Origin of the sequence: Streptomyces sp. WZ-12, assembly GCF_028898845.1 — a bacterium.
Taxonomy (GTDB): domain Bacteria; phylum Actinomycetota; class Actinomycetes; order Streptomycetales; family Streptomycetaceae; genus Streptomyces.
Window position 1 is genome coordinate 2,652,273 of record NZ_CP118574.1, and the last position, 22,682, is coordinate 2,674,954.

A 22,682-nucleotide genomic window follows, 5' to 3' on the forward strand; every position below is an offset into this window, starting at 1 on the left:
TTTTAGAACGGTCGCACTGACGGTTCCGGCCCGCGGAGCTCCCTCATGTGCCACTACACCCCCGCACATCCCTCAACTTGCATGAGACAACGTGCACCACACAACGCCCTGTTGTCTCGCCAGAAACTCCTGCCGCCGACATGCGGCACGCGGCTCGTGTCGCCGGCCGCGGCGGCGCCGCACCGCACGGCGGTGTGCGCCGCGCCCGACGCCCGGGCGGCGCGCAAAGGCCGGCGGGGCGGAGGCTTTCGCCCCGCCCCGCCGGCCCCGACCCCTCGCAAGCCGCCCGATTCGCGCCGCCCGGCGGCTACTCGCCGTCCCGCGGCCGGTCCGGCGGCGCCTGCCGCACCGCCGGGAACCGCGTCTCATTCCGTTCGATCTTCGCGGCGAGCGCGGTGAGCGGATCGATCCCCAGCGCCTGGCAGAACTGGAGCAGATACGCCAACACGTCCGCGACCTCGTCCTCGACCCGTCCGGCCGCCTTGGGGTCGGACATCACCTTCGCCGACTCCTCCGGCGTCAACCACTGGAAGATCTCGACCAGTTCCGCGGCCTCGACACTCAACGCCGCGGCCAGGTTCTTGGGGGTGTGGTACTGCTGCCAGTCCCGGGCGGCCGCGAAGTCGGCCAGGCGTCGTTGCAGCGCATGAAGATCCTCACTCATACCCCTAGGTGTAGCACCTGCACACCGGGCAGCCCGTCGGCGACCGACGGGTCCCGCACCGTCCCCAGCAGCCGGACATGCCCACGGTCGGCCATCCGCACGGCCAACGACACCAGTTCCCGAGCCTGCCGACGATCCATGCAGCGGTCCATGCCGTCCGCCATCACCGTCATCTGCTGCAGCGCCGACGGGATCTCCCCGGCCGGATCCATAGCGAGCACCCCGGGGCCGGTCAGCAGCACCAACGCCAGCGCGAGGAACCGGAGCTCGCCGTCGCCGAGCTGCTCGACGGGCATCTCCCCCAGCGCGCCACGATCGAGGACGGTCCGTAGGGCCGGCGGGCCTGAGGGCCCCTGACCATCCGGCGCCGCCCCGTCGCCCGTTCCCCCTGTGGTCGCGGCGTCCGCCGCCGTCGCCGCATCCGGCTGCCGCGGCACCGCCCGCACCCCGTCAACCGGCCCGGAACAGGCGTCCCGCACGGCCGCGACCAACACGGCGTGCCGCCGGGCGCATTCGCGACTCGTGCGCTCCAGTACGGCGGAGAGGTTCTCGCACGACGACCGCAACCGCCCCTCGTCCCGCTCCTCGTCGTGCCCCCAACCACTGGCCTCCGCGCCGCTCCTGACCCCCTTCCGCCCGCGCGCCGCCGACGGCCCACCGGGACCACCGACCCCTCCACTCTTACCCGAGCGCCCCGGACTGCCACCCCGGCCACCACCGCGCGCCCCGGCACTACGCCTCGCGCCTCCCCCACCCGACGCATCGCCCGCCGCGCGACCGTCGTCCGCGGCGACGCGTTCCGCGCGATCCCTCATCGCCTCCGGCCGCGGATCGCAGACGAAGGCCGAACGGAGCGCCACCACGACTTGTTCCGCGGCGGCCAGGACGAGCCGCTGCCCTTCCGTCTTGCCCGCGACCCGCAACGGGAGGAGGGAGGTGGCCAACCGGTCGTCGGGCAAGGGTGCCCGGGTAACCGGGGTGGCACCGGCGGTGTGCCAGGCAGCCTGGACGGCGGGGCGGTTGGGATCGGTGAGGGCGGTGGTGAGCAGTGTCTCACCGCAGCCCGTCAACCGCTCGCCGACGATGCGGAGTTCGGGTTCGGCCTGTACGGCGAGATCGAGCCGAACGGCGCCGACCGGGCCGTCGACCGTACAGCCGAGGCGGAAGCCGCGCCGACCCTGATCATCGGGGCGCGCGCCGGCGGGCACACAGGCCGAGGCCCCACCCGCGACCACCCCGACGGCCCGTTCCAGCGGGTCTCCGCTGCCGAGCCGAGCGAGGAGCTCGTACGCCTGCAACACACTGGACTTGCCGCTTCCACTGTCCCCACTGAGCAGCGTCAGCGGCCCGAACGGGAGGGAAACGCCACGATGAGCCTTGAAGGCGGACAACCGTAATTCGGTGACCGCCGGACGCACACTGTCGGTATCCATGCGGGGACGCTACGCAGTCCCCCGCTCGGAGAACCGTTACGCCCAACTGCTCTTCCTACGAACGGGGGACGGTACCCGCCGCCGGCTCCGCAACCTCGGTGCCGGCCGGCGCCAGCAGGAACACGTTGGTGTCCACGCGGTGCATACCACTGCCGAGCCCGAAGACGACCCCACTGGCGAAGTCCAGGATGCGCTTGGCGACATCGGTGTCGGCACTACTGAGGTCCAACAGGACCGGAAGCTGCGCCATGAGGTACTCGGCCACTTCCCGGGCGTCCGCGAAGGTCTGCACGCGGATGACGATGAACCGCCGGGTTTCCTCGGTCGGTTCGTCGTCCGGAAGGGCCCGGTGGGCGGGCCAGGAGGGCCATTCACTGCCGCCGCGTAGCGGTACGACTTCGGCGAGCCCTTCCCACTGCTCGTCGGTGGCATCGGGGCCGTTCACCGAATCACCTCACCCAGTGGAGCGCTGGCTTTCTGCGGTATGTGCATCGCACGATTCTAGAGATAGACCTACAAACGTCGCTGACTGCGACACACGCGGCGCCGCAGCCACTTCCATCCTGCCTCATAGCCCTGACCAGTGCGGACACCTGGGCAGAACTACCGGATCGAGTTTGTGTATGCCCGTTCATCCTCCCTTGCGACGCGGGTCGGAAGCACCCGGGGGTGGCAGCGAAACGGCTGGCCCACACTCAGGGCGTCCCGAGACAGCCCTCCCTGAGCAGGCATGAGTTGCGGTGGATGCGCGGAGGGCGTCGCCGCAATCCCCAGCGGAGGACGCCGCGTTCGCCACAGAGAGCCTTCTCGGCGGCAATGCGACAGGGCCGACATCGCCCCCACCTCCCCGCAACACCCTCGGCACCCCGAGCCGCACCCCACCCTCACCTCCCCTCAACACCTCGTTCCACGGCTGACGTTCAACCGGCGGACTCGCGTGAGGCCGACCTCCGCACGGCCGAGTCGGTCGTCCCACTCGCGAGGAAGCGCGCTTGAAGCCGGCGACGATTCAGGCATTTCCGCTGACCGAGGCCACTGTCAGTGGCGTCACTTACGGTGGGGTCATGGATACACAACGTGCCTTCCGCGGAAGGGAATCGACGGCTGGGCCGGGCCCGTCGCCCGGGAAGTGCGGCTGGTCGCTCGCCGAGATGCGACGACGGCCGGCGAGTCAGCGGGCCAGGCGGCCGAGGAGTGAGGATGCGGCAGCGATACCGGCGGCCGCGGCGCCGACGAGGACAGCGAAGTCGAGGGCCAGATGAGAAGGGGTGCCCAGAAGCAGTCCGCGGAGCGCTTCGACCTGGTAGCTGAGGGGGTTGACCTTGCTGATGGCCTGTAGCCAACCGGGCATGACGGCCACGGGATAGAGGGCGTTGGAGGCGAAGAAGAGCGGCATGGTGATGGCCTGACCGATGCCCATCAGACGGTCACGGGTCAGCACGATGCCGGCGATCGTCATCGACAGACAGGAGAAGAAGGCCGAGCCGAGGATCACGGCGACGGCAACGCCGAGCAGGCGCAGCGGGTTCCACGTCATGGCCACGCCGAGGAGTGCGGCAATGGCGATCACCACAACTGCCTGGAGCAGCGCCTTCACTCCGGCGGCGAACGCCTTGCCCGCAATCAGGGCGGACCGCGGGGTGGGAGTGACCAGCAGCTTGGTGAGGATGCCGGCGTCCCGCTCCCAGATGATCATGATCCCGTAGAAGATCGCGATGAACATGGCGGACTGGGCGATGATCCCGGGCGCCAGATAGTCGATATAGGGGGTGCCACCAGTGGGGATGGCCTTGATATGCGTGAAGGTCTCGCCGAAGACCACGAGCCAGAGGACGGGTTGGACAGCACGGGTGTAGAGCTCGGTGCGGTCGTGGCGGAGCTTCTGCAACTCGACCACACACATCGCGGCGACTCCGGCGGGCAGTACCCGCCAGCCAGTACGGGCGCGCGGTGGGGCCAGTAGCAGGTCCAAGTGGCGTGCGGCGGCGGTGGCTTCAGCCGACCCGGGCCGCGGTGCGACGGGTACTCCGGACATCGCGGAAGTCTCCTGACTGCTCGTCGAGGCCGGTGCCGGCGACGTCCCGGAAGACGTCCTCCAGCGTCGGCTCCGTGTCGGACGAGGGAGCGGGACGGGACGCGGGCGCTGCGGTCACGGACGTCGCGGTCGCGGACGCAGCGGATTCGGTTGTTGCGCTCGCGGACTGCTCGGCACGGGCACGGCGGGCGCGCAGGGCGGAGCGGAGTTCGCCGGGCGTGCCCAGGGCGCGGATCCGACCGCGGTGCATCAGGGCGACGCGGTCGCAGTACTGCTCGGCCTCGTCCATGTAGTGGGTGGTGACCAGGACGGTCATGCCGGTAGCGGCGCGCACCGCGTTGATGTGCTCCCAGACGCTGGTGCGGGCGATCGGGTCGAGACCGATCGTCGGTTCGTCGAGCATCAACAGGCGGGGCGCGCTGACCAGGGCCTGGGCGAGTTCCAGGCGGCGGATCATGCCGCCGGAGTAGGTCTTGGCGAGCCGGTTCGCGGCGTCGGCGAGGTTGACGGCCTCCAGTGCCTGGGTGACACGGGCGGCGCGCTCGCGGCGCGGCACGTCGAAGACCCGGGCGAACAGCGCGACGTTCTCCCGGCCGGTGAGCCCGGCGTCGGCGGACAACTGCTGTGGCACATAGCCCAGGAGGCGCCGAACGGCCATCCGCTCCCGCGCCGCGTCATGCCCGAAGACCCGCACCATCCCCGCCGGAACGGGCAGCAGGGTGGTGATGCAGCGGATGGCGGTGGTCTTGCCCGCGCCGTTCGGTCCGAGCAGGCCGAAGACCTCGCCAGGGCGAACGGCGAGATCCACTCCGTCCACGGCCTTGGTCTCGCCGAAGGCATAGCGCAGCGCGTGGCAGGAGAGAGCATCCGGGGCCGGGGCGGCTGTCGGGGCCACTGGGTCGGCGGCTCCGACCGGTGCGCCGGCGGTTTCCTGGGGCTCTCCGGTGGCGGTGTGCGGCACCGTCCGGCCGGGGTCGTCGCTGGTCATGATCCCTCCGTCTGCTGGTGCAGGTTGTGGGCGAGCCGGCGCAGCGCCGGAAGAGCGGCCTCCAATGCCGCCCGGTCGGCCTCGGGAAGGCGGGCGACCTGATCGTGGACGAGCGCGCTGCGGCGGGCCTCCCAGTCGCGCAGCCGTGCCCGCGCCTCCGGTGTGGGGAAGAGCTGGGCCGAGCGCCGATCAGCGGGGTCGGTCTCACGGCGTAGATAGCCGGCCCGGCTGAGCTCGTTGACCAGCGTGGAGACCGAGTTGCCCGCCAGATAGAGCTCCTGCGCGGCGGCGGAGACCCGGATGCCGGGGCGGGCGGAGACCAGCCGCAGGAGTTCGACCTGCGCGCCCCGCAGCCTGGGCGCGGGCACGCCGGGGCGGAGCCGCCGGCGGATCAGCCGCTGGATCCCGGCCAGTACGTCAGCCAGCTCATCGGGGAGGTCCCCTGTGGCCATACGTCGACTTTAGCTCTGAGACGGAGGCAATGCAGCAGGGCGGACACTGACAAAACGGGACAGCGCAAGGCGCCTGCGGGCAGCCCGACCATGGTCACGATGGGGACGTTCCGCCGCCACAGGACCGAGGGCGCCAGGGCACATCCGTGCAAGTCCGGGCAAGACCTCGCGTGGACGAAAAGGCCAAGATGGAGGAGGAGTTGGCAGGTGGCGGCAGCTGCCCGCCCCGTGGAGGCTCCGGCTCTCCTACCCGGACGCCATGCATAGAGCGGCCCCCAGCCCAACGGGCGACTGGTCACCCGGGGCGTACTGGAGCGGACGCCCAGCGGCCCGCAGGCCCCCGCGCCCCCGCACGGCTGAGGACGGCGCCCGTGGCCTGGAGGGTGCCTACGTTGCCCTACTGCCCCGCTCCCAGGTGAAGGGGGAACTCACTCCGGATACGGACGTGCACAGCAAGACGACGTGCACAGCACAGCGCGGTTCCTCGTCACCCACCCCGGGGCCTGCGGGGGGGGGGGGAGGGTGGACAAGGCGACTGGCCGGGAGCGCCTGACCGCGGCCGTGGACCGGGCACCGGACGCCTTCCGCACGAGTACCGAGGCGCCAAGGCCCAAAGGCGCTGGGACTTCGCCTGACCGCACCACCGACGACTGAACTCCATGACGAGATCCGACGGGCCGACCACGACCAGCTGGCCAGTTGGTCACTGAACCAGTGAGCCGATCGTTCACTTGGCCATGTGGTCATGCGGCCCGTCACCCGCTGGCGGTGGCGGGGCCGGCGCGCCTACGGGCGGCGCGATCTTGGGGTGTCGGCGATGCGGAAGCACCCCACGCGCTCCAGCTCCGCCGGCATCCGTCGACTCTCCCGTAGCGGGCCCGGCAGCGGCCCGCCCGGCACCCGGGTCCCATCCCCGCTCCACCACCCTCCTCTGGAAGAGGATCGCGCCGACCAGTACACCCACGCCGATGACCACCATGGCGACGGCCCCACCACCGGGCCCCACCTTGGCGGCATAGCCGATGAGCGTGCCGAACCAGCCGAAGTCGGCGTCGCCGAAAGTGGTGTTGGCCTTGCCGAACGCACCGAGCGCGGTGAGCAACAGCGCCGGCAGGAAGGTGATCAGCACACCGTTCAGGAAGGCGCCGACGATCGCGCCGCGCCGGCGACCCGTCGCGTTCCCGTAAACGCCGGCCGCGCCGCCCGTGAAGAAGTGCGGTACGAGACCGGGCAGAACGAGCGCGAGCCCGAAGGCGGGGTGGACCACCCAGGCCAGAAGGGCGAGGCCGGTCAGGCCCCCCGTGAAGCTGGCGAGGAAGCCGATCAGCACCGCGTTCTGGGCGTACGGGAACACGATCGGCGCATCCAGGGCCGGTACCGCACCGGGCACCAATTTGCCGGCAATGCCCTGGAATGCAGGCACCAGTTCACCCAGGATCGTACGGACCCCGAAGAGGATCACCGCGACCGCGATGCCGAATTGCAGCCCCTGCATGACGGATTGCATGAGGTAGTTGCCGAGGTCGCGGGCCGCACCCTCGCCGCCGGTAGCCGTGGCGAACGCCTTGAAGGCGGTGGATCGTCCGGCGTTGGCCAGGTAGACGAGGGCCATGACCACGTAGATCAGTGCCATGGACAAGGCCGTCGCGACCATCGAATCCCGTAGGAACCGCAGGCCCTCGGGCAGTTTCCGCTCCTCGGTGCTGCGGCTGCGCCGGCCGACGAGTCGACCGGTGGCGCCCGCGAGTATGTAACCAGCGGTGCCGAAGTGGCCGATGGCGATGGAGTTGTCGCCCGTGACGCGCTTGGTCCAGGGGTGGGCGAACGCGGGCATGGCCACCAACAGGATGCCCAACAGGACAGCACCGACGGCGATCACAACCGGCGCGGGCTGTCCGGCCGCACTCAGGACCATCGTCAGCAGCGTGGCCATGAACAGGATGTGATGGCCAGTGAGGAACACATATCGCAGAGGCGTAAACCGGGCCAGCAGGAGGGCGACGGCAAACCCCAGGATCATCAGCCAGGCAACCCGGGCACCGAACCGCTCCTGGGCGATGCCGACGATCGCCTCGTTGGCCGGGATCACCCCCTGCGCCCCGGTGGCACCTTGGATCATGCCGCCCAGCGGCCCCAACGCGCCGACGACCAGGGTCGCACCGGCCCCGATGAGCAGAAAGCCGAGCGTGGCCTTGAGCGCGCCACCGACGATCTGCCCGACGGGCTTCCGCAGCGCGATCAGCCCCGCCGCGGTGATCAGGCCGATCAAACAGGCCGGCCGGCTGAGCACTTCGTTGACGAGGAACGTGGCGATGGACAACAGCACGGTCATGAGCTCCCCCTTTGCCCCAAGCGGGGCTTGGACAACGTCGGACAGCGTCGGCGTCACACGTCGTAGAGGTCGCGGAGCACGCGGTCGACCTCCCTGGTGCTGGTGAAGTCCTCCACGACCGCGACCGGAACGCCGGTCGCGCCCAACGTCCCGGCGATCTCACGGGAGGTGAGGATGGCAACGGCCTCGGCCGCCTTCCCCCTGGCGGAGATGGTGTCGGTGGCCTCCACGGTGACGTGACGGCCCCAGCCCCAGTGGTCGAGCACCCGCTCCAGCGTGGACTTGAGGAAGAGACTGGTACCGAGACCGTTGCCGCAGACCGTCAGGATCCGGTGGACGGCGCGGCTCCCGTCTACGACGGGGAGTTCGACGTCCTCGTCCCGCCGGTGGCACGCATCCGGACCGGCGAGCAACCTGCACACCGCCTCGGCATCGGCGGCCTCCCGCAGTGCACGGGCGGTACCTGGCTCGTCGAGCAGTCGCGCCAGCGCAGCGAGCGCCGCCGTATGCGCGCCCTGGTCCCGCGCCGCGAGGGCGACGACGAGGTGCACCGGATCGTTCGTCTCGTGCCCGAACTCCACCGGCGCCGCCGGACGGACCCAGGACATCGCGGTCCTGAGCACCGCGGGCGAGGGGCGGGCGTGCGCCAGGGCGAAGCCGGGCGCGATCACGATGTACGGACCGTTCTCCGCCACATTCTCGATCATCTCGGCGGTGTACGCGGTGGTCGACGCGCCCGTGTCCACCAGCAGCCCACCGGCCGTCCGGATCGCGGCTCGCCAGTCCGACACGGGCACGTCCAGGCGCACGGCCGCGGCGGGGAGGAGATCGTTCAGTGCTGCCATGCCGGGACTCTACGGGCGTGTGGCCGGCCGTGCACCGGTGCGTGGAAGGGGAGTTGGGGCCGACGTCGGGGTTGGGGGTTCGGGTGGGGATCAGGGTCTGCTCAGGGGCGGATCAGGGTTGGCGAGCGGGTGGGTGGGCTCGGGCGCGGGGACACATGAGTCAGGACGAGGAAGGACGACAGACGACAGCGAAGCCCGAGGAAGACGCAGGCAGGAAGGCCGAGGAGGCAGCGATGAAAGACATGACTACGGCCGCAGCAGGCGCAGTTGTCGCACCTGAGGAAGCAACTGACGCAACGACGAAGGTGACTGGGGGCATGAGCGCGCACGGCGCGGTGCCGGGACCGGCGTACCGGTGGCGGCCGGCGAAAGGTGCGATGGGTATCGTGACGCCGCGTGGGCGACAGCACCGTATGGACTCTGGCAATCGCGGCAGTGACGGGCGGTACGGCGGTACTGGCCAGTTGGGTAGCCAGCCGTGGCAGTACGCGGGCTGCCCGCATACAGGCGGAGACGGCGGCACGCTCACAGCGGGCCGAGCGCCTGCGGGAGAGTCGGCGCACCGCTTACCTGGACCTGATCGAACAGACCCACCGGATCGGCGAGTTGTACTGGGAGATCTCAGCGGAGCTGCGAGAGCCGGCCTCCGCAGAGCGGGCCGCCAGGCTCGACATACTGCTCGACCGGGAGGTCGCGGAGTACGCGAAGATCCGACGCTGCGCCAGGGTCGTGGAGTTGGAGGGCCCACCCTCGGCCGCAGCCGCGGCACTCGCCCTCCAGAAGGCCACCGGCCCCTTCTACGATGCGCTTCGGCCAGGCACGGCCGAGGGCAAGGACTGCCGCGAGGAGTTCGACGCCGCATACAGCCCCTTCTGGAAGGCACTGGAGACCTTCGTGGACGCGGCCCGAGACGCCCACCAGACGGATTGAGCACCCTCCGGCCGGAGTTGGGGAACACGCGCGTAAACGCCGCCCCCGTTCGCACCCGATCCCGACCCTGACTCCGGCCGACCGAACCGGGCGGCCGCCGATCATGCCGCCATAGATCACATGTAGACCGATACAGGCATGGCCCCAGCCACAACAACCACACCACGGCCCCAGCCACAACCACAACCAGGCAACACGGGCGCCCATACGCGACCATTAAGCAGGGGCGCGCAACCACCGCCGAGTGGCCCTGCTCCCCTGCCAACGAATGCGCAACCCGTAACCAGAGTGACCACACAGTCACCGTGAGGCATCGCACCCATCACCATCTCGGCGGCGAAAACCCCGACGATCCCGTAGCCGCCCCGCTCCACTCCAGACCAACCAACCACCCCCACCACACCCACTCCCCCGCACTCATCACTCATTCGGCGTAATTGCGTGACCGCCCACGCCACCCCGCTCACTTCACCGCACGAGGCAGGAATCAGCGCGGAAGGGCAGCACGAAACGAAACCGTCGTACGGCGTGACGGCCCGCCCCGAACCCGGGCAGCCGAGGCGGCGCACATGGCGCCTGCGTACGATATCGGGGATGAAATAGCGCCTTTGCGACCCGCCGGCGAAGGCATGTGCGCCTTTCGGCTGCCCAAACCGCGGGTGGTAATTCCGCTCGTCGTGCTCGACCCGTCGCGCCCGACAATTCATCCGCACCCTGACCCCGATCCACCCCGTTCAAGCCTCCTCAGCTCTCCTCAACCCTTTCGACCGAAACGGACCCGTCCTTCTCACCCTGGGAGTTCGGAATGGCACAGGAAGCCGACAGCACCGTCTGGAATTGCCCGTTCGATTACGCCGAGGCGTTGGAGTTCGATCCGACGCTCAGGCGGATCATGACCGAAGAGCCCGTCGCACGCATTCGGCTACCGTACGGCGAGGGCGAGGCGTGGCTGGTCACGCGGTACGAAGACGTGCGGACGGTGACGACGGACCGGCGGTTCAGCCGGCACGCCATCGTCGGGCGGGACTTCCCGCGCATGACGCCGGAGCCGATCGTGCAGGACGAGGCCATCAACGTGATGGACCCGCCCGCGAGCAGCCGGCTGCGGAGCTTGGTCTCCAAGGCGTTCGCCCCGAAGCAGGTGGAGCGGATGCGAGCGCGCACCCAGCACGCCGTGGACGACCTGCTGGACCGCATGGTCGAGGACGGGGCGCCAGGTGACCTGATGGAGAACCTCGCGTCGCCACTGCCGCTGACGACCATCTGCGAGGTGCTGGACATCCCTGAGGGCGAGCGCGCACAACTGCGCGCGTACGCCCGCACGATGATGAACGTCAGCCTCGACAACAAGGAAAACGCCATCCACGCCAAGGCGAACATGCGGGAGTACTTCAAGGAGTTGACCGCACGGCGCCGGCGCGACCCTGGCGACGACCTGATCAGCGCCCTGGCGACGGCCCGCGTCGGGGACGAGGTCCTCGACGAGAAGGAGCTCACCGTCATGGCCATGGTGCTCCTGATCACCGGCCAGGACACCACCACGTACGAGATCGGCAACCTCTCCTACATGTTGCTGACCCGGCCCAAGGACCTGGCGATGCTGCGCGCGCACCCCGAGGCGCTGCCACAGGCTCTGGAGGAGCTGCTGCGCTTCATTCCGTTCCGCAAGGGCGTCGGCATCCCGCGAGTCGCGCTGGAGGACGTCGAGTTGAGCGGCGTGACGATCCGGGCCGGGGACATCGTGCACGTCTCGTACCTGACGGCCAACCGGGACCCGAAGAAGTTCGAGCGCCCCGACGAGGTGGACCTGACGCGCGAGACCACCGGCCACATGACGTTCGGCTGGGGCGGGCACCACTGCCTGGGCGCCCCGCTGGCCCTCACCGAAATGCAGGTGGCGCTGGGCACGTTGCTGAAGCGCTTCCCCGAGCTGAAGTTGGCGAAGCCCGCCGAGGAACTGCGCTGGAACGAGACCGCGATCTGGCGCTATCCACTGGCCTTGCCGGTGGTGTGGTGAGGTACCGGGGCCGCGGGAATCCGCGGCCCCGACCGCGGAATGCGGAACTCACTCCCTTGGCGTACGGTCTAGGAATGACCCATCTGCACGGGGAAAGTCCATTCTTCGACGGATGGCCCGCTCGCGTCCTTCCAGGGGTCTGTGTCATCGGGCCGATGGAATCTCCTGAGATTCCGCCGGCCGACAACGGAAGCGACCACGACGCGAATTACAGAGCAGAAAAAGCACTGGGCGGACCACAGTCTGCAAGGAGTGCATCCGATGGCGGTTTTGTGCAAACCGGCAATCGCGGTCCCTGAGTACATCATCACCAGGGACGACACCCTCGAACTGGCACGGCAGCTGCACGGCAACCACGCCCAGCTGAAACTCGTGCTGAGACTCATCGAGCATACGGGCGTAGCGCGTCGACACCTGATCCAGCCCATCGACAAGGTGCTGGAGCATCCCGGATTCGACGCCCGCAGCGCGATCTACGAGGAGGAGTCCAAGGCACGCGTCCCCGCCGTGGTGCGCAAGGCACTGGACCAGGCGGAGTTGGAGCCGCGGGACATCGACCTGATCGTCTACGTCTCGTGCACCGGCTTCATGATGCCGTCGCTGACGGCGTGGCTCATCAACCACATGGGATTCCGGTCGGACACCCGGCAGGTCCCCATCGCCCAACTCGGCTGCGCCGCGGGAGGCGCCGCGATCAACCGCGCGCACGACTTCTGCCGGGCCTACCCGGAAGCCAACGTCCTGCTCGTCGCCTGCGAGTTCTGCTCGCTGTGCTACCAGCCCACGGACGTGGGCGTCGGATCGCTGCTGTCCAACGGCCTGTTCGGGGACGCGGTCGCGGCGGCCGTGATGCGCGGCAGGGGCGGCACGGGCGTCCACCTCGAACGGAACGCCTCCTACCTGATACCGCACACCGAGGACTGGATCTCGTATGCGGTGCGCTCCACGGGATTCCACTTCCAGTTGGACAAGCGGGTCCCGGGAACGATGGAGCCGCTCGCGCCGGCGCTCCGCGCGCTGGCCGAGGAACACCAATGGGACGCGGGCAACCTGGACTTCTACATCGTCCACGCCGGCGGCCCGCGCATCCTCGACGACCTCAGCCGTTTCCTCGGCGTCCCCCGCGAGGCGTTCCGCTTCAGCCGGGCGACACTGACCGAGTACGGCAACATAGCCAGCGCGGTGGTGCTGGACGCACTGGCCCGCATGTTCGACGAGGAGTCAGCGCAGGAGGGCCAGCGCGGCCTCCTGGCCGGCTTCGGCCCCGGCATCACCGCGGAGATGGCGCTGGGGACGTGGTCGTCGACGGCGACGTGAAGCACGGGGCGCACGGGCGGAATCACGCCCGGCGCCGCTGGACCGGCGACGGTTCAACTCACCAACAGGGATGGCGAGTTGAACCGTCGCCCCACACCCCCGCGACTGAGGGCCTTCTACCGCCCCTTCTTCACCGACTCCAGGATCACCACGCACTCCACGTGATGGGTCATCGGGAAGAGGTCGAACGCGCGCATGCGGCGGGGGGCGTAGCCGGCGTCGCGGAAGTAGGCGAGGTCGCGGGCGAGGGCCGCCGGGTCGCAGGCCACGTAGGCGATGCGGCGGGGGGTGAGGGTGGCGAGGTGCTGGACGGTCTGCTTGCCGGCGCCGGCGCGGGGCGGGTCGAGGACGACGAGGTCGACGTCGGTGATGCCGGTGCGGGGGAGGACCTGCTCGACCTTGCCGCGCTCGATGCGGACCCGGTCGAGGTCGGCGAGGTTGTGCTCGGCGTCCTCGACGGCGCGCTTGCTCGCTTCGATGCCGAGGACCGCGCCCTTGTCGCCGACCCGCTCGGCGAGGGCGCCGGCGAAGAGGCCGACACCGCAGTAGAGGTCGAGGGCCATGTCGCCCTTCTTGGGCATCAGGCCCTGCATGACGGCCTCGACGAGGAGGTCGGCGGCCTTCGGGTGGACCTGCCAGAAGCCGCCGTTGCCGACCCGCCAGGTGCGGCCGGCGGCGCGTTCGCGGACGAAGGGGCGGCCGTGGACGCGGTGGACGGCCTTGTCCTTCTCGCCGATGCGGAGGACGGAGACCGGCTTGTCGAGTTCGACGATCGGGAGGCGGCCGCCGGGGCGGGGGGTGAGGACGACCTGGCGGTCGTGCGAGCCGGTGGCGGCGATCGCCTCGACGGTGGCGATCTGCGGCCAGGTGCGCTGCTCGATGCCGAGTTCGGAGACGCCGGGGGCGGCGATCATGCAGTGGGTGACCGGCTCGACGTCGTGCGAGCGGTGCTTGCGCAGGCCGGGGCGGCCCTCGGCGTCGACGGCGTACTGCACGCGGGTGCGCCAGGCCGGGACCTCGCCCTTGGCGACCTTGTCGCCGGGGGCCGGTTCGACGGTGCCGTCCCAGCCGCTCTCCTCGGGGGTGAGGCCGGCCAGTCGCGCCAACTGCTCGGTGATGACGGCGGCCTTGAGGCGGCGCTGGGCACCGGGCGCGGCGTGCTGCCAGTCGCAGCCGCCGCACCGGCCGGGGCCGGAGAACGGGCAGGGCGCCGCGACGCGGTCCTTGGAGGCGTCGAAGATCTCGACGGCGTCGGCGCGCAGGAAGCGGGCGCCCTCCTCGCCGTCGGTGACGCGGGCGCGGACCCGTTCGCCGGGCAGCGCGTGCCGGACGAAGAGGACCTGACCGGCTTCGGTGCGGGCGATGCAGTGGCCGCCGTGCGCGACCGGGCCGACCTCGACCTCGTACTCCTCGCCGACCATCGACTTCCTGGATTCCGGCGGCGTGTCCGGCTGCATGGCGGGGAGCTCCTGGGTAGGCGTGGGGCGAAAACCGTGACGGCTGGCTTCCGGGTGGAGGCCAGCCGTCCATTCTACGGGGTGTGGCACGGTGCGCCGGCCCCCGAGCGGGGCCGGCGCCGGGTTCACTTCTTCGTGGCCGCGGCTTCCTTCTTCGGTGCGGAGACCGGGCCGCGCCGGACCGAGCCGGGGGCGTTCCACTCGGCGCGCTTGCGGGCGCGCTTCTTGGCGGCCTCGGAGGAGTCCAACTGCCAGGGCACCGAGGTGACCATGACGCCGGGGGTGAAGAGGAGGCGTCCCTTCAGGCGCAGTGCGGACTGGTTGTGCAGCAGGTGCTCGTACCAGTGGCCGACGACGTACTCGGGGATGTAGACGGAGACCGCATCGCGCGGGCTCTCCCGGCGCAGCGACTTGACGTAGTCGATGATCGGCCGGGTGATCTCGCGGTACGGGGAGGCCAGGACCTTCAGCGGCACCTCGATGCCGCGGCGCTCCCACTCGGCACGCAGGGCGCGGGTGTCGGCCTGGTCGACGTCGACGCTGACGGCTTCCAGGGTGTCCGAGCGCATCAGCTTGGCGTAGTTCAGGGCACGCAGGGTGGGCTTGTGCACCTTGGAGACCAGGACGATGGAGTGGACGCGCGAGGGGCGGACGACCTCGTCGTCGGGGAGGTCGGGGGCGGCGATCTCGTCGGCGACCCGGTCGTAGTGACGGCGGATCGCGGTCATCGTGACGAAGAAGATGACCATGCCGAGGAGGGCGACCCAGGCTCCGTGGGTGAACTTCGTCAGCAGCACGACGACGAGGACGAGGCCGGTGAAGAAGGCGCCGAAGGTGTTGATGGCGCGGGAGCGGTGCATCCGGTGGCGCTTGGCCTGGTCCTTCTCGCTCCGCAGGTGGCGGTTCCAGTGCCGGACCATGCCGATCTGACTGAGCGTGAAGGAGACGAAGACGCCGACGATGTAGAGCTGGATCAGGCGGGTGGAGTCCGCGCCGTAGAGGTAGACCAGGACGGTGGCGGCGCCGGCCAGCAGCACGATGCCGTTGGAGAACGCCAGCCGGTCGCCGCGGGTGTGCAACTGGCGCGGCAGGTAGCGGTCCTGGGCGAGGATCGAGCCGAGCAGCGGGAAGCCGTTGTAGGCGGTGTTGGCGGCGAGGAAGAGGACCAGCGCGGTGGCCGCGGCGAGGACGACGAAAAGGAAGCTGCCCTTGCCGAAGACCGCCTCGGCGACCTGCGAGATCACCGGGTTCTGGGTGTAACCGGAGCCGACCGGACGGCCGTTGTGGAGCAGGTCGGTGGCCGGCTTCTCGGCCATCCGCACGTGCGTGGTCATGGCCAGCGCGATGATGCCGCAGAACATGGTGACGGCCAGCCCGCCCATGAGGGCGAGGGTGGTCGCGGCGTTCTTCGACTTCGGCTTGCGGAAGGCGGGCACGCCGTTGGAGATCGCCTCGACGCCGGTGAGCGCGGCACATCCGGAGGAGAAGGCGCGCAGCAGGAGGAAGATCAGCGCGAAGCCGGCGAGTCCGCCCTGCTCGGCGTGGATGGTGTAGTCGGCGGTGGGGGCCTTCATGGTGTCGCCGAGGACCAGGCCGCGGAACGCGCCCCAGAGGATCATGATGAAGACGCCGGCCACGAAGACGTACGTGGGGATGGCGAAGAGCTTGCCGGACTCCTTGACGCCGCGCAGGTTCATCAGCGTCAGCAGCACGATGATCGCGATGGCGCACAACGTCTTGTGCTCGACGACGAACGGGACCGCGGAGCCCAGGTTTTCCACTCCGGAGGAGATGGAGACCGCGACGGTCAGGACGTAGTCGACGAGGAGCGCGCTGGCGACGGTCAGGCCGGCCTTCGGCCCGAGGTTGGTGGTGGCGACCTCGTAGTCACCGCCGCCGCTCGGGTAGGCGTGCACGTTCTGCCGGTACGACGCGACGACGGTGAACATCAGCACCACGACCGCGACCGCGATCCAGGGGCTGAAGTGATACGCGGAGACCCCCGCCACGGAGAGGACGAGCAGCACCTCGCCGGGCGCGTAGGCCACGGAGGAGAGCGGGTCGGAGGCGAAGACGGGGAGTGCGATGCGCTTGGGGAGAAGGGTCTCGGCGAGCCTGTCGCTGCGCAGTGCGCGCCCGATCAAGATCCGTTTGGGCACGTCGGTCAGTTTGGACACCAGAGGATGCTAAGCCTTCGTCAAGGTGCTCGCCCACCCGCCATCCGGACGTGTAAGGGCACTCGAATGCGCCACGGCTCACAGAGTCGCCCGACTCCGCATCGACTGCCCGTTACTTCCACGAAATCTGCACGTCAGAGGGTGGCGGCCCCGTCGGTGCGGGGTATCCCGTGGAGCCGGGGCTCGTGGCGGACGTCACGAGCCCCGGGCGTGTCGCGGTTGCGCGGGTTCACTCCGCGTGCGCCGGCCGCGGCCGGCGCGAGAGCAACTCGCCCAGTCCCTCCCTGGTCGCGGCCAACAGCACCACATCGCGCGGCCGGAGAACGTAGTCGTTCAGTTCGTCCGCCAGGTGTGCCGGCGGCCGTCCCGGGCCCGGCTGCGGACCGTCCGCCGCGAGCGGCTCCGCCGGCGCGTCCGACGCGGAGGCGTCGACGGCCAACACCCGCAGCCGCCCCGGGCGCAACACCGCGCCGACCGTGCGTCCCTCCAGAGCGGCATGCCCGCCGACCTCCACCCGGGCCACCAGCAACACCCGTCGCTCCACCGGGATCGCGCCCAGGATCTCCCGGCCCATCATCGCCCCGGCGAACGCCGGCGCCGCCAGGAAGGAGACGCTGCGGCTGCGGGTCCGCGCGCCCGGGTGGGCGGCGCGCAACGTCCGGTAGACGGCGGCGGCGAACCCGTCGTCGAAGATCCGCAGGGTCACCCGCAGCCGCGGATTGACCGACCTGGCGTACAGCGCGGCCTCCAGATTGGTGGTGTCCTCGCTGGTCAACGCGAGCAGGGTGCGGGCCCGTTCGGCCAGCGCCGCCTCCAGCACCCCCTCCTGCGTGACATCGCCGACGACGGTCGGCACCCGCAGCCGACGGGCCAGGGCGATGCCCCGCGCCTCCGGGTCGGCCTCGATGCACACCACCGGGATGCGCATCTCGTGCAGCCGCGCGAGCACCCGGGTACCGACCTTCCCCAGGCCCAGCAGCACCACATGACCGGAGAGTCCGCGCGGCGGCCGGCGCAGCGCCGAGGCGCTGCGGAAGGTGCCCAGCCCCTCGAACGCCGCCGCCACCAGCACCGGGAGCAACAGCAGCCCGACCAACCCGGCCAACAACTGGAGCACCTTGCGCGCCAACGACCCGTCGAGCGCCGGCTCGTCGATCGCGAACAGGTCGAGCAGCGTGAGGTACGCCGCGTGCAGCGGTTGCTCCCCCGTGGTCAGGGACGCGGCCACGGCCAGCGCCAACACCGCCCCGACGAAGCCCGCCAGCGACCAGCGCAGCCGCGGGGAGAACAGGGACGTCAGCGGCGCACCCCGGCCGCGGAGTCGCCTGGGCCGCACCGTCCGGCCCGTGTAGGCGACGGTCTCCAGGACGACCCGGCCGCGGTCCGCGGCCGCCCCCGCAGTGGCGTCGTCCGGCAGCAGCACCGGGCCGTCGTCGCCCGCTCCCGCCTCGGACGCGCCCGCCGCGCCGGGCTGCTCACCGGGCGACGGCGACAGCAGCGCCAGGGTGCACAAGCGCCGCGCTCCGGCCGGCCCGGACTGCCCCGGCGCACGCTCCACGGCGCGCAGCATCAGTCCGTCCGCCTCGATGACCTTGCTGGTTCCCGCGACCGCGGTGGCCACCAGCGCCGGGGCGACGGTGTCGGTGTCGGAGAGCACCGTGGTGGACGCCTCGGCCCCCATCGGTCGGGCGCCGTCCACCGCCCGACCCGCGCCGACCGCCGCGGCCTGGTCCAACAACTCCTCCAGGTGCTGGCCGAGTTTGCGGTTGTAGAGCCGGATGACCAGCCGCAGTCGGGGGTTGAGGCGGCGGGCGCGGAGCGCGGCGTGGATGTTGAGATCGTCGTCGTCGTGGACCAGCGCCAGCGCACCCGCCCCGGTGATGCCCGCCTCGACCAGCGTCGCGTCGTCCACCTGGTCAGCCTCCAGGACCCGGACCGGTTCCTGCGGCGGCTCGACGTCCTCACCCGATACCGGGGGCGCGCCGGGCCCGGTGCGCCCGACCGCCGCCGACATCCGGCCGAGCAGCGCGGTGGCCCGGCCGAGGCCGCGGGACGGCGCGGGGATACGGGAGCGGCGCGGCTCCCGTGCGGACGGCACGACCAGGGTCACCCGTTCGCGGTAGACGTCACGGAGTTCGGCGGCGAGCCGGTGGGCCAGCGCGTCGTCACCGCACACCACCATGTGCGGTGCGGTAGCGCCCTGTTGGGGCTGATGTGGCAGTTGAGGCACACGTCGTAGCGTGCCCTACCCGTCCGCCCCCACGCAGCCCACCGCACCATCCCGCGCTGCCGCACCACCGCCCCACGACGGCCCGGACCCCACCGCGCCCCCTGTCGAGCCCACCGTTACGGCTACGGTTGTACCGGACCACGGTGCGGCCGGCGCCCCCGTCTGACGCACCGGGCCGCCGTCGCGGACAGCGGCTCCGTGGCGCCGGAACGTCGGAGAAGGAAGTAGTGAGCAGGGTGTTTGGTCAGGTCAGCGCGCTAGTACAGGGCACGGGGTAATCAGCATGCACATCGTCATCATGGGGTGCGGCCGCGTGGGCTCCGCGCTGGCGCAGACCCTGGAGGGCCAGGGCCACACCATCGCGGTGATCGACCAGGACCCGACCGCGTTCCGCCGGCTCGGCTCCGCCTTCGGCGGCCGCCGGGTCACCGGAGTCGGCTTCGACCAGGACACCCTCCGCGAAGCCGGCATCGAGGAGGCGGGCGCCTTCGCCGCCGTCTCCAGCGGTGACAACTCCAACATCATCGCCGCCCGGGTGGCCCGCGAGATGTTCGGCGTCGAGAACGTCGCGGCCCGCATCTACGACCCGCGCCGCGCCGAGGTCTACCAGCGCCTCGGCATCCCCACCGTCGCCACCGTCCGTTGGACCGCCGACCAGATGCTCCGCCGGTTGCTGCCCTCGGGCGCCGAGCCCCTGTGGCGCGACCCCAGCGGCGGCGTCCAACTGGCCGAGGTGCACACCTCCACCTCCTGGGTCGGCCACAAGATCAGCAAGCTGCAGGAAGAGACCGGCGTCCGCGTCGCCTTCCTCACCCGCCTGGGAGAGGCCATGCTGCCGACCTCCCAGACGGTCCTCCAGGAAGGCGATCTGGTGCACGTGATGATGCGCACCGACGAAGTGGAGAAGGTCGAGGCGGCATTCGCCCAGGGTCCCGAGGAGGCGCACGCATGAGGGTCGCGATCGCAGGCGCCGGCGCGGTGGGCCGTTCCATCGCCGGCGAACTCCTGGAAAACGGGCACGAGATCCTGCTCATCGACAAGGCGCCCACCGCCATCTCCGTCGAGCGGGTCCCGCTCGCCGAGTGGCTGCTGGCGGACGCCTGCGAGATCACCTCGCTCGACGAGGCCGCGCTCCAGCGCTGCAACGTCGTCATCGCCGCGACCGGCGACGACAAGGTGAACCTCGTCGTCTCGCTGCTCGCCAAGACCGAGTACGGCGTGCCCCGGGTCGTCGCCCGCGTCAACAACCCCAAGAACGAATGGCTGTTCAACGAAGCCTGGGGCGTCGACGTCGCGGTCTCCACCCCGCGGCTGATGTCCGCCCTCGTCGAGGAGGCGGTCAGCGTCGGCGACCTCGTCCGGCTGCTGCGCTTCAGCCACGGCGACGCCAACCTCGTCGAGCTCACCCTCCCCCCGGAGGCCGCCCTGGCCGGCACCCGGGTCGGCGACGTCGAGTGGCCCGAGGACACCTCCCTGGTGACGATTATCCGCGGCACCCGGGTCCTCACCCCCAACAAGGACGACGCCCTCGAAGCCGGCGACGAGCTGCTGTTCGTCGCCGCCCAGTCCCGCGAGGAGCAGTTGGAGGACCTGCTGTCGGTCCGCCGCACCGACGGCTGAACCGCCCGCGACACGCGAAGGGCCCGGGAGCCGTGTGGCTCCCGGGCCCTTCGCCCGTCCCTCTCCCTCAGCGGCGGTGCCGCGGTGCCCCGCTGCCGCGCTCGGCGGCCGCGTCCGGCTCCAACAGCCCGCGCTGCCGCTCCCGTTCGGCCTCCTCCGCCTTCTCCTGCGCCTCCATCTCCGCGAAGACATCGATCGGCGCGGGCGCCTTCACCAGGAACATCCAGGTGAGGTAGAGCGCCAACAGGAACGGCGGGATCTTCAACGCCACCAGCACCCAGCCCAACTGCGTGGTGTCCGCCCACCAGTACAGCGGGAAGAGGATCAGGCACTTGCCGAGCAGGATCAGGCCCCACGCCCAACTGGCCTTCGCATACGCCTTCTTGCGCCCCGGATTCCGCGTGCGCCAGGAGAGGTTCTCCTTGAAGACCGGCCCCAGGATCAGCCCGATCAACGGGACGCCCGCCAGCGTCGTCACGATGTAGGCCAGCGCCAGCCCCAGCGTGTAGAGCATGCCCGGCAGGTAGAAGTCCTTGGCGTTGCCGGTCATCATCGCGAAGACCACGCCGAAGGCCACCCCGAACACCCCGCTGAAGGCGTGCTTGACGGTGCCCTTCCGCACCAGCCGCACCACGCACAGCACCAGCGACACCGCCAGCGCCGCGATCGCCGAGACGTGCAGGTCCTTGTTGACCGTGAAGATCGCGACGAAGAGCAGACCCGGTAGCACCGTCTCCACCATGCCGCGCACGCCACCGAACGCCTCGAACAGCGCCGCCTCGGTCACCTCCCTGCCGCCGGCATCGACGGTGGCGGTCGGCGCGCCCACCGGACGATCGGTGGAAACGGAAGCCTCAGGTTCAGTGGTCGGTCGGTCGTACGACGTCACCGGCTACTCCTGTCCGAGCGGTCGCAGTTCGTACTTGGGATTGAAGAGCACCCGGCGCCCGTGACTCAGCGAGACCCGGCCCGAGGCGATGAGCTTACGGCCCGGCTCGATCCCGACGATGGAACGGCGACCCAGCCACACCACGTCGAGCGCCGCGGAGCCGTCGAACAGCTCCGCCTCCAGCGCGGGCACACCGGCGCGCGGCCGCAGCGTGACATGCCGCAGGGTGCCGGAAACCTTCACTATCTGTCGGTCGTCACAGTCGCATATCCGGGTGCACCCCGTCGCCTGCGCGTCCTCCTGCAACTCGGCGGACTGCAGCTCCTCCTCGGAGGACGACAGCCTGTCGAGCATCCGGCGGAACCGGCCGGCCGGCTTCTCGGGTCGGGTCCCAGCACTCATAACCCCAGCGTACCGGGGCCCGCCCGGCCTCCCCCGCCCCCCGCACAACCCCCGGAAACCCCGCGTTCACCCCCCGAAGCAACAGCCCTCCCCCGCCCCACCGTCCCCACGGCCCCCACACCACCCCCGGGCAACGGCCGCGTCGCGCCGTCACCCCTCGAACCGATATCCCATCCCCGGCTCCGTGATGAAGTGCCGCGGGTGCGACGGATCGCCCTCCAGCTTCCGCCGAAGCTGCGCCATGTACACCCGCAGATAGTTGGTCTCGGTGCCGTACGACGGCCCCCACACCTCCTGGAGCAACTGCTTCTGGCTGACCAGTCGGCCCTGGTTGCGGACCAGGACCTCCAGCAGGTGCCACTCCGTGGGCGTCAGACGGATGTCCCGACCGCCCCGGTTGACCTTCTTCGCCGCCAGATCGACCGTGAACCCCTCGGTCTCCACGATCACCTCGTCGTCCGCCGGCCCGGTCGGCTCCGCCCGGCGCACCGCCGCCCGCAGCCGCGCCAGCAGCTCGTCCATCCCGAACGGCTTGGTCACGTAGTCGTCGGCGCCCGCGTCCAGCGCCTCCACCTTCTCGTCCGACGTCTGCCGGGCGGACAGCACCAGGATCGGGACTCTCGACCAGCCGCGCAGTCCCTTGATGACCTCCACCCCGTCCATATCGGGCAGTCCCAGGTCCAGGACCACGACATCGGGATGGCGGGCCGCGGCGAGCTTCAGGGCCGTCGCCCCGTCCGGGGCGGCGTCCACCTCGTACTTGCGCGCCTTCAGGTTGATCACAAGGGCGCGGACGATCTGCGGCTCGTCATCGACCACAAGCACCCGGTTCACTGGCGTTCTCCTCGCGGTGTCGGTCGCCGACGGACAACGCCCGCCGGCCAGGTGGTGAGT

Annotated in this window: 19 protein-coding genes; 5 read left to right on the forward strand and 14 right to left on the reverse strand. The window is 70.5% G+C overall.

Annotation, left to right across the window (positions count from 1 at the left end; translation table 11 throughout):
• Window positions 1-307: 307 nt before the first annotated feature.
• From PV796_RS11055 to PV796_RS11090, 8 genes are all read right to left on the reverse strand, one after another.
• On the reverse strand, window positions 308-664 hold the full coding sequence (locus PV796_RS11055; protein WP_274912784.1) for a nucleotide pyrophosphohydrolase: 357 nt from the start codon (window positions 662-664) through the stop codon (window positions 308-310).
• Complete coding sequence (locus tag PV796_RS11060) at window positions 661-2,097, reverse strand: biotin transporter BioY (RefSeq protein ID WP_274912785.1); 1,437 nt, start codon at window positions 2,095-2,097, stop codon at window positions 661-663. Before PV796_RS11060 ends, PV796_RS11055 begins: the two co-directional genes overlap by 4 nt.
• Window positions 2,098-2,152: 55 nt before the next feature.
• Window positions 2,153-2,542, reverse strand: a complete 390-nt coding sequence (locus tag PV796_RS11065; protein ID WP_274912786.1) for a cell division protein SepF — start codon at window positions 2,540-2,542, stop codon at window positions 2,153-2,155.
• A 726-nt stretch (window positions 2,543-3,268) separates the two neighbouring features.
• A complete protein-coding gene (locus PV796_RS11070) occupies window positions 3,269-4,132 on the reverse strand; it encodes an ABC transporter permease (protein ID WP_274912787.1) in 864 nt (287 codons plus the stop codon).
• Entirely contained in the window at window positions 4,092-5,120 is a 1,029-nt protein-coding gene (locus PV796_RS11075; RefSeq protein WP_274912788.1) for an ATP-binding cassette domain-containing protein, read from the reverse strand. The genes PV796_RS11070 and PV796_RS11075 overlap by 41 nt, the downstream gene beginning before the upstream one ends.
• Window positions 5,117-5,572: a MarR family winged helix-turn-helix transcriptional regulator gene (locus PV796_RS11080; protein WP_274912789.1), complete on the reverse strand. Its 456-nt coding sequence runs from the start codon at window positions 5,570-5,572 to the stop codon at window positions 5,117-5,119. Before PV796_RS11080 ends, PV796_RS11075 begins: the two co-directional genes overlap by 4 nt.
• 727 nt (window positions 5,573-6,299) lie before the next feature.
• The gene (locus tag PV796_RS11085) at window positions 6,300-7,904 is read right to left on the reverse strand and encodes a PTS ascorbate transporter subunit IIC (protein ID WP_274912790.1); all 1,605 of its coding nucleotides are present in this window, start codon (window positions 7,902-7,904) and stop codon (window positions 6,300-6,302) included.
• 53 nt (window positions 7,905-7,957) lie between these two features.
• Complete coding sequence (locus tag PV796_RS11090) at window positions 7,958-8,749, reverse strand: PTS sugar transporter subunit IIA (protein WP_274912791.1); 792 nt, start codon at window positions 8,747-8,749, stop codon at window positions 7,958-7,960.
• A gap of 396 nt (window positions 8,750-9,145) precedes the next feature.
• On the opposite strand from PV796_RS11090, the gene PV796_RS11095 reads away from it, so the two are divergent.
• The 3 genes from PV796_RS11095 (at window position 9,146) to PV796_RS11105 (ending at window position 13,013) form a co-directional block, all read left to right on the forward strand.
• A complete protein-coding gene (locus PV796_RS11095) occupies window positions 9,146-9,679 on the forward strand; it encodes a hypothetical protein (protein WP_274912792.1) in 534 nt (177 codons plus the stop codon).
• 805 nt (window positions 9,680-10,484) lie between these two features.
• A complete protein-coding gene (locus tag PV796_RS11100; protein ID WP_274912793.1) occupies window positions 10,485-11,696 on the forward strand; it encodes a cytochrome P450 in 1,212 nt (403 codons plus the stop codon).
• Between the two features lie 261 nt (window positions 11,697-11,957).
• Window positions 11,958-13,013: a type III polyketide synthase gene (locus tag PV796_RS11105; protein ID WP_274912794.1), complete on the forward strand. Its 1,056-nt coding sequence runs from the start codon at window positions 11,958-11,960 to the stop codon at window positions 13,011-13,013.
• Between the two features lie 116 nt (window positions 13,014-13,129).
• Here PV796_RS11105 and PV796_RS11110 read toward each other — a convergent pair whose 3' ends face one another.
• The 3 genes from PV796_RS11110 to PV796_RS11120 all read right to left on the reverse strand — a co-directional run bounded on the left by PV796_RS11110 (window position 13,130) and on the right by PV796_RS11120 (window position 18,829).
• Window positions 13,130-14,470 (reverse strand): class I SAM-dependent RNA methyltransferase, encoded by a 1,341-nt coding sequence (locus PV796_RS11110; protein WP_274912795.1) that lies wholly within the window; start codon window positions 14,468-14,470, stop codon window positions 13,130-13,132.
• A gap of 125 nt (window positions 14,471-14,595) precedes the next feature.
• Window positions 14,596-16,647 carry an APC family permease gene (locus tag PV796_RS11115; protein WP_274912796.1) on the reverse strand — a complete coding sequence of 684 codons (2,052 nt, stop codon included), beginning with the start codon at window positions 16,645-16,647 and terminating at the stop codon, window positions 14,596-14,598.
• Window positions 16,648-16,876: 229 nt separating this feature from the next.
• The gene (locus tag PV796_RS11120) at window positions 16,877-18,829 is read right to left on the reverse strand and encodes an NAD-binding protein (RefSeq protein WP_274918968.1); all 1,953 of its coding nucleotides are present in this window, start codon (window positions 18,827-18,829) and stop codon (window positions 16,877-16,879) included.
• A 331-nt stretch (window positions 18,830-19,160) separates the two neighbouring features.
• On the opposite strand from PV796_RS11120, the gene PV796_RS11125 reads away from it, so the two are divergent.
• Both PV796_RS11125 and PV796_RS11130 read left to right on the forward strand, forming a co-directional pair.
• Window positions 19,161-19,829 (forward strand): potassium channel family protein, encoded by a 669-nt coding sequence (locus PV796_RS11125; RefSeq protein ID WP_274912797.1) that lies wholly within the window; start codon window positions 19,161-19,163, stop codon window positions 19,827-19,829.
• On the forward strand, window positions 19,826-20,497 hold the full coding sequence (locus tag PV796_RS11130) for a potassium channel family protein (RefSeq protein ID WP_274912798.1): 672 nt from the start codon (window positions 19,826-19,828) through the stop codon (window positions 20,495-20,497). Before PV796_RS11125 ends, PV796_RS11130 begins: the two co-directional genes overlap by 4 nt.
• Window positions 20,498-20,564: 67 nt before the next feature.
• Here the strand turns inward: PV796_RS11130 and PV796_RS11135 are convergent, their stop codons facing one another.
• From PV796_RS11135 to PV796_RS11145, 3 genes are all read right to left on the reverse strand, one after another.
• Window positions 20,565-21,386, reverse strand: coding sequence for a DUF3159 domain-containing protein (locus tag PV796_RS11135; RefSeq protein WP_446750585.1), 822 nt, complete (start codon window positions 21,384-21,386; stop codon window positions 20,565-20,567).
• A 3-nt stretch (window positions 21,387-21,389) separates the two neighbouring features.
• The gene (locus tag PV796_RS11140; protein ID WP_199836367.1) at window positions 21,390-21,788 is read right to left on the reverse strand and encodes an OB-fold nucleic acid binding domain-containing protein; all 399 of its coding nucleotides are present in this window, start codon (window positions 21,786-21,788) and stop codon (window positions 21,390-21,392) included.
• A 150-nt stretch (window positions 21,789-21,938) separates the two neighbouring features.
• Window positions 21,939-22,622 carry a response regulator gene (locus PV796_RS11145; protein ID WP_016570936.1) on the reverse strand — a complete coding sequence of 228 codons (684 nt, stop codon included), beginning with the start codon at window positions 22,620-22,622 and terminating at the stop codon, window positions 21,939-21,941.
• Window positions 22,623-22,682 lie beyond the last annotated feature (60 nt).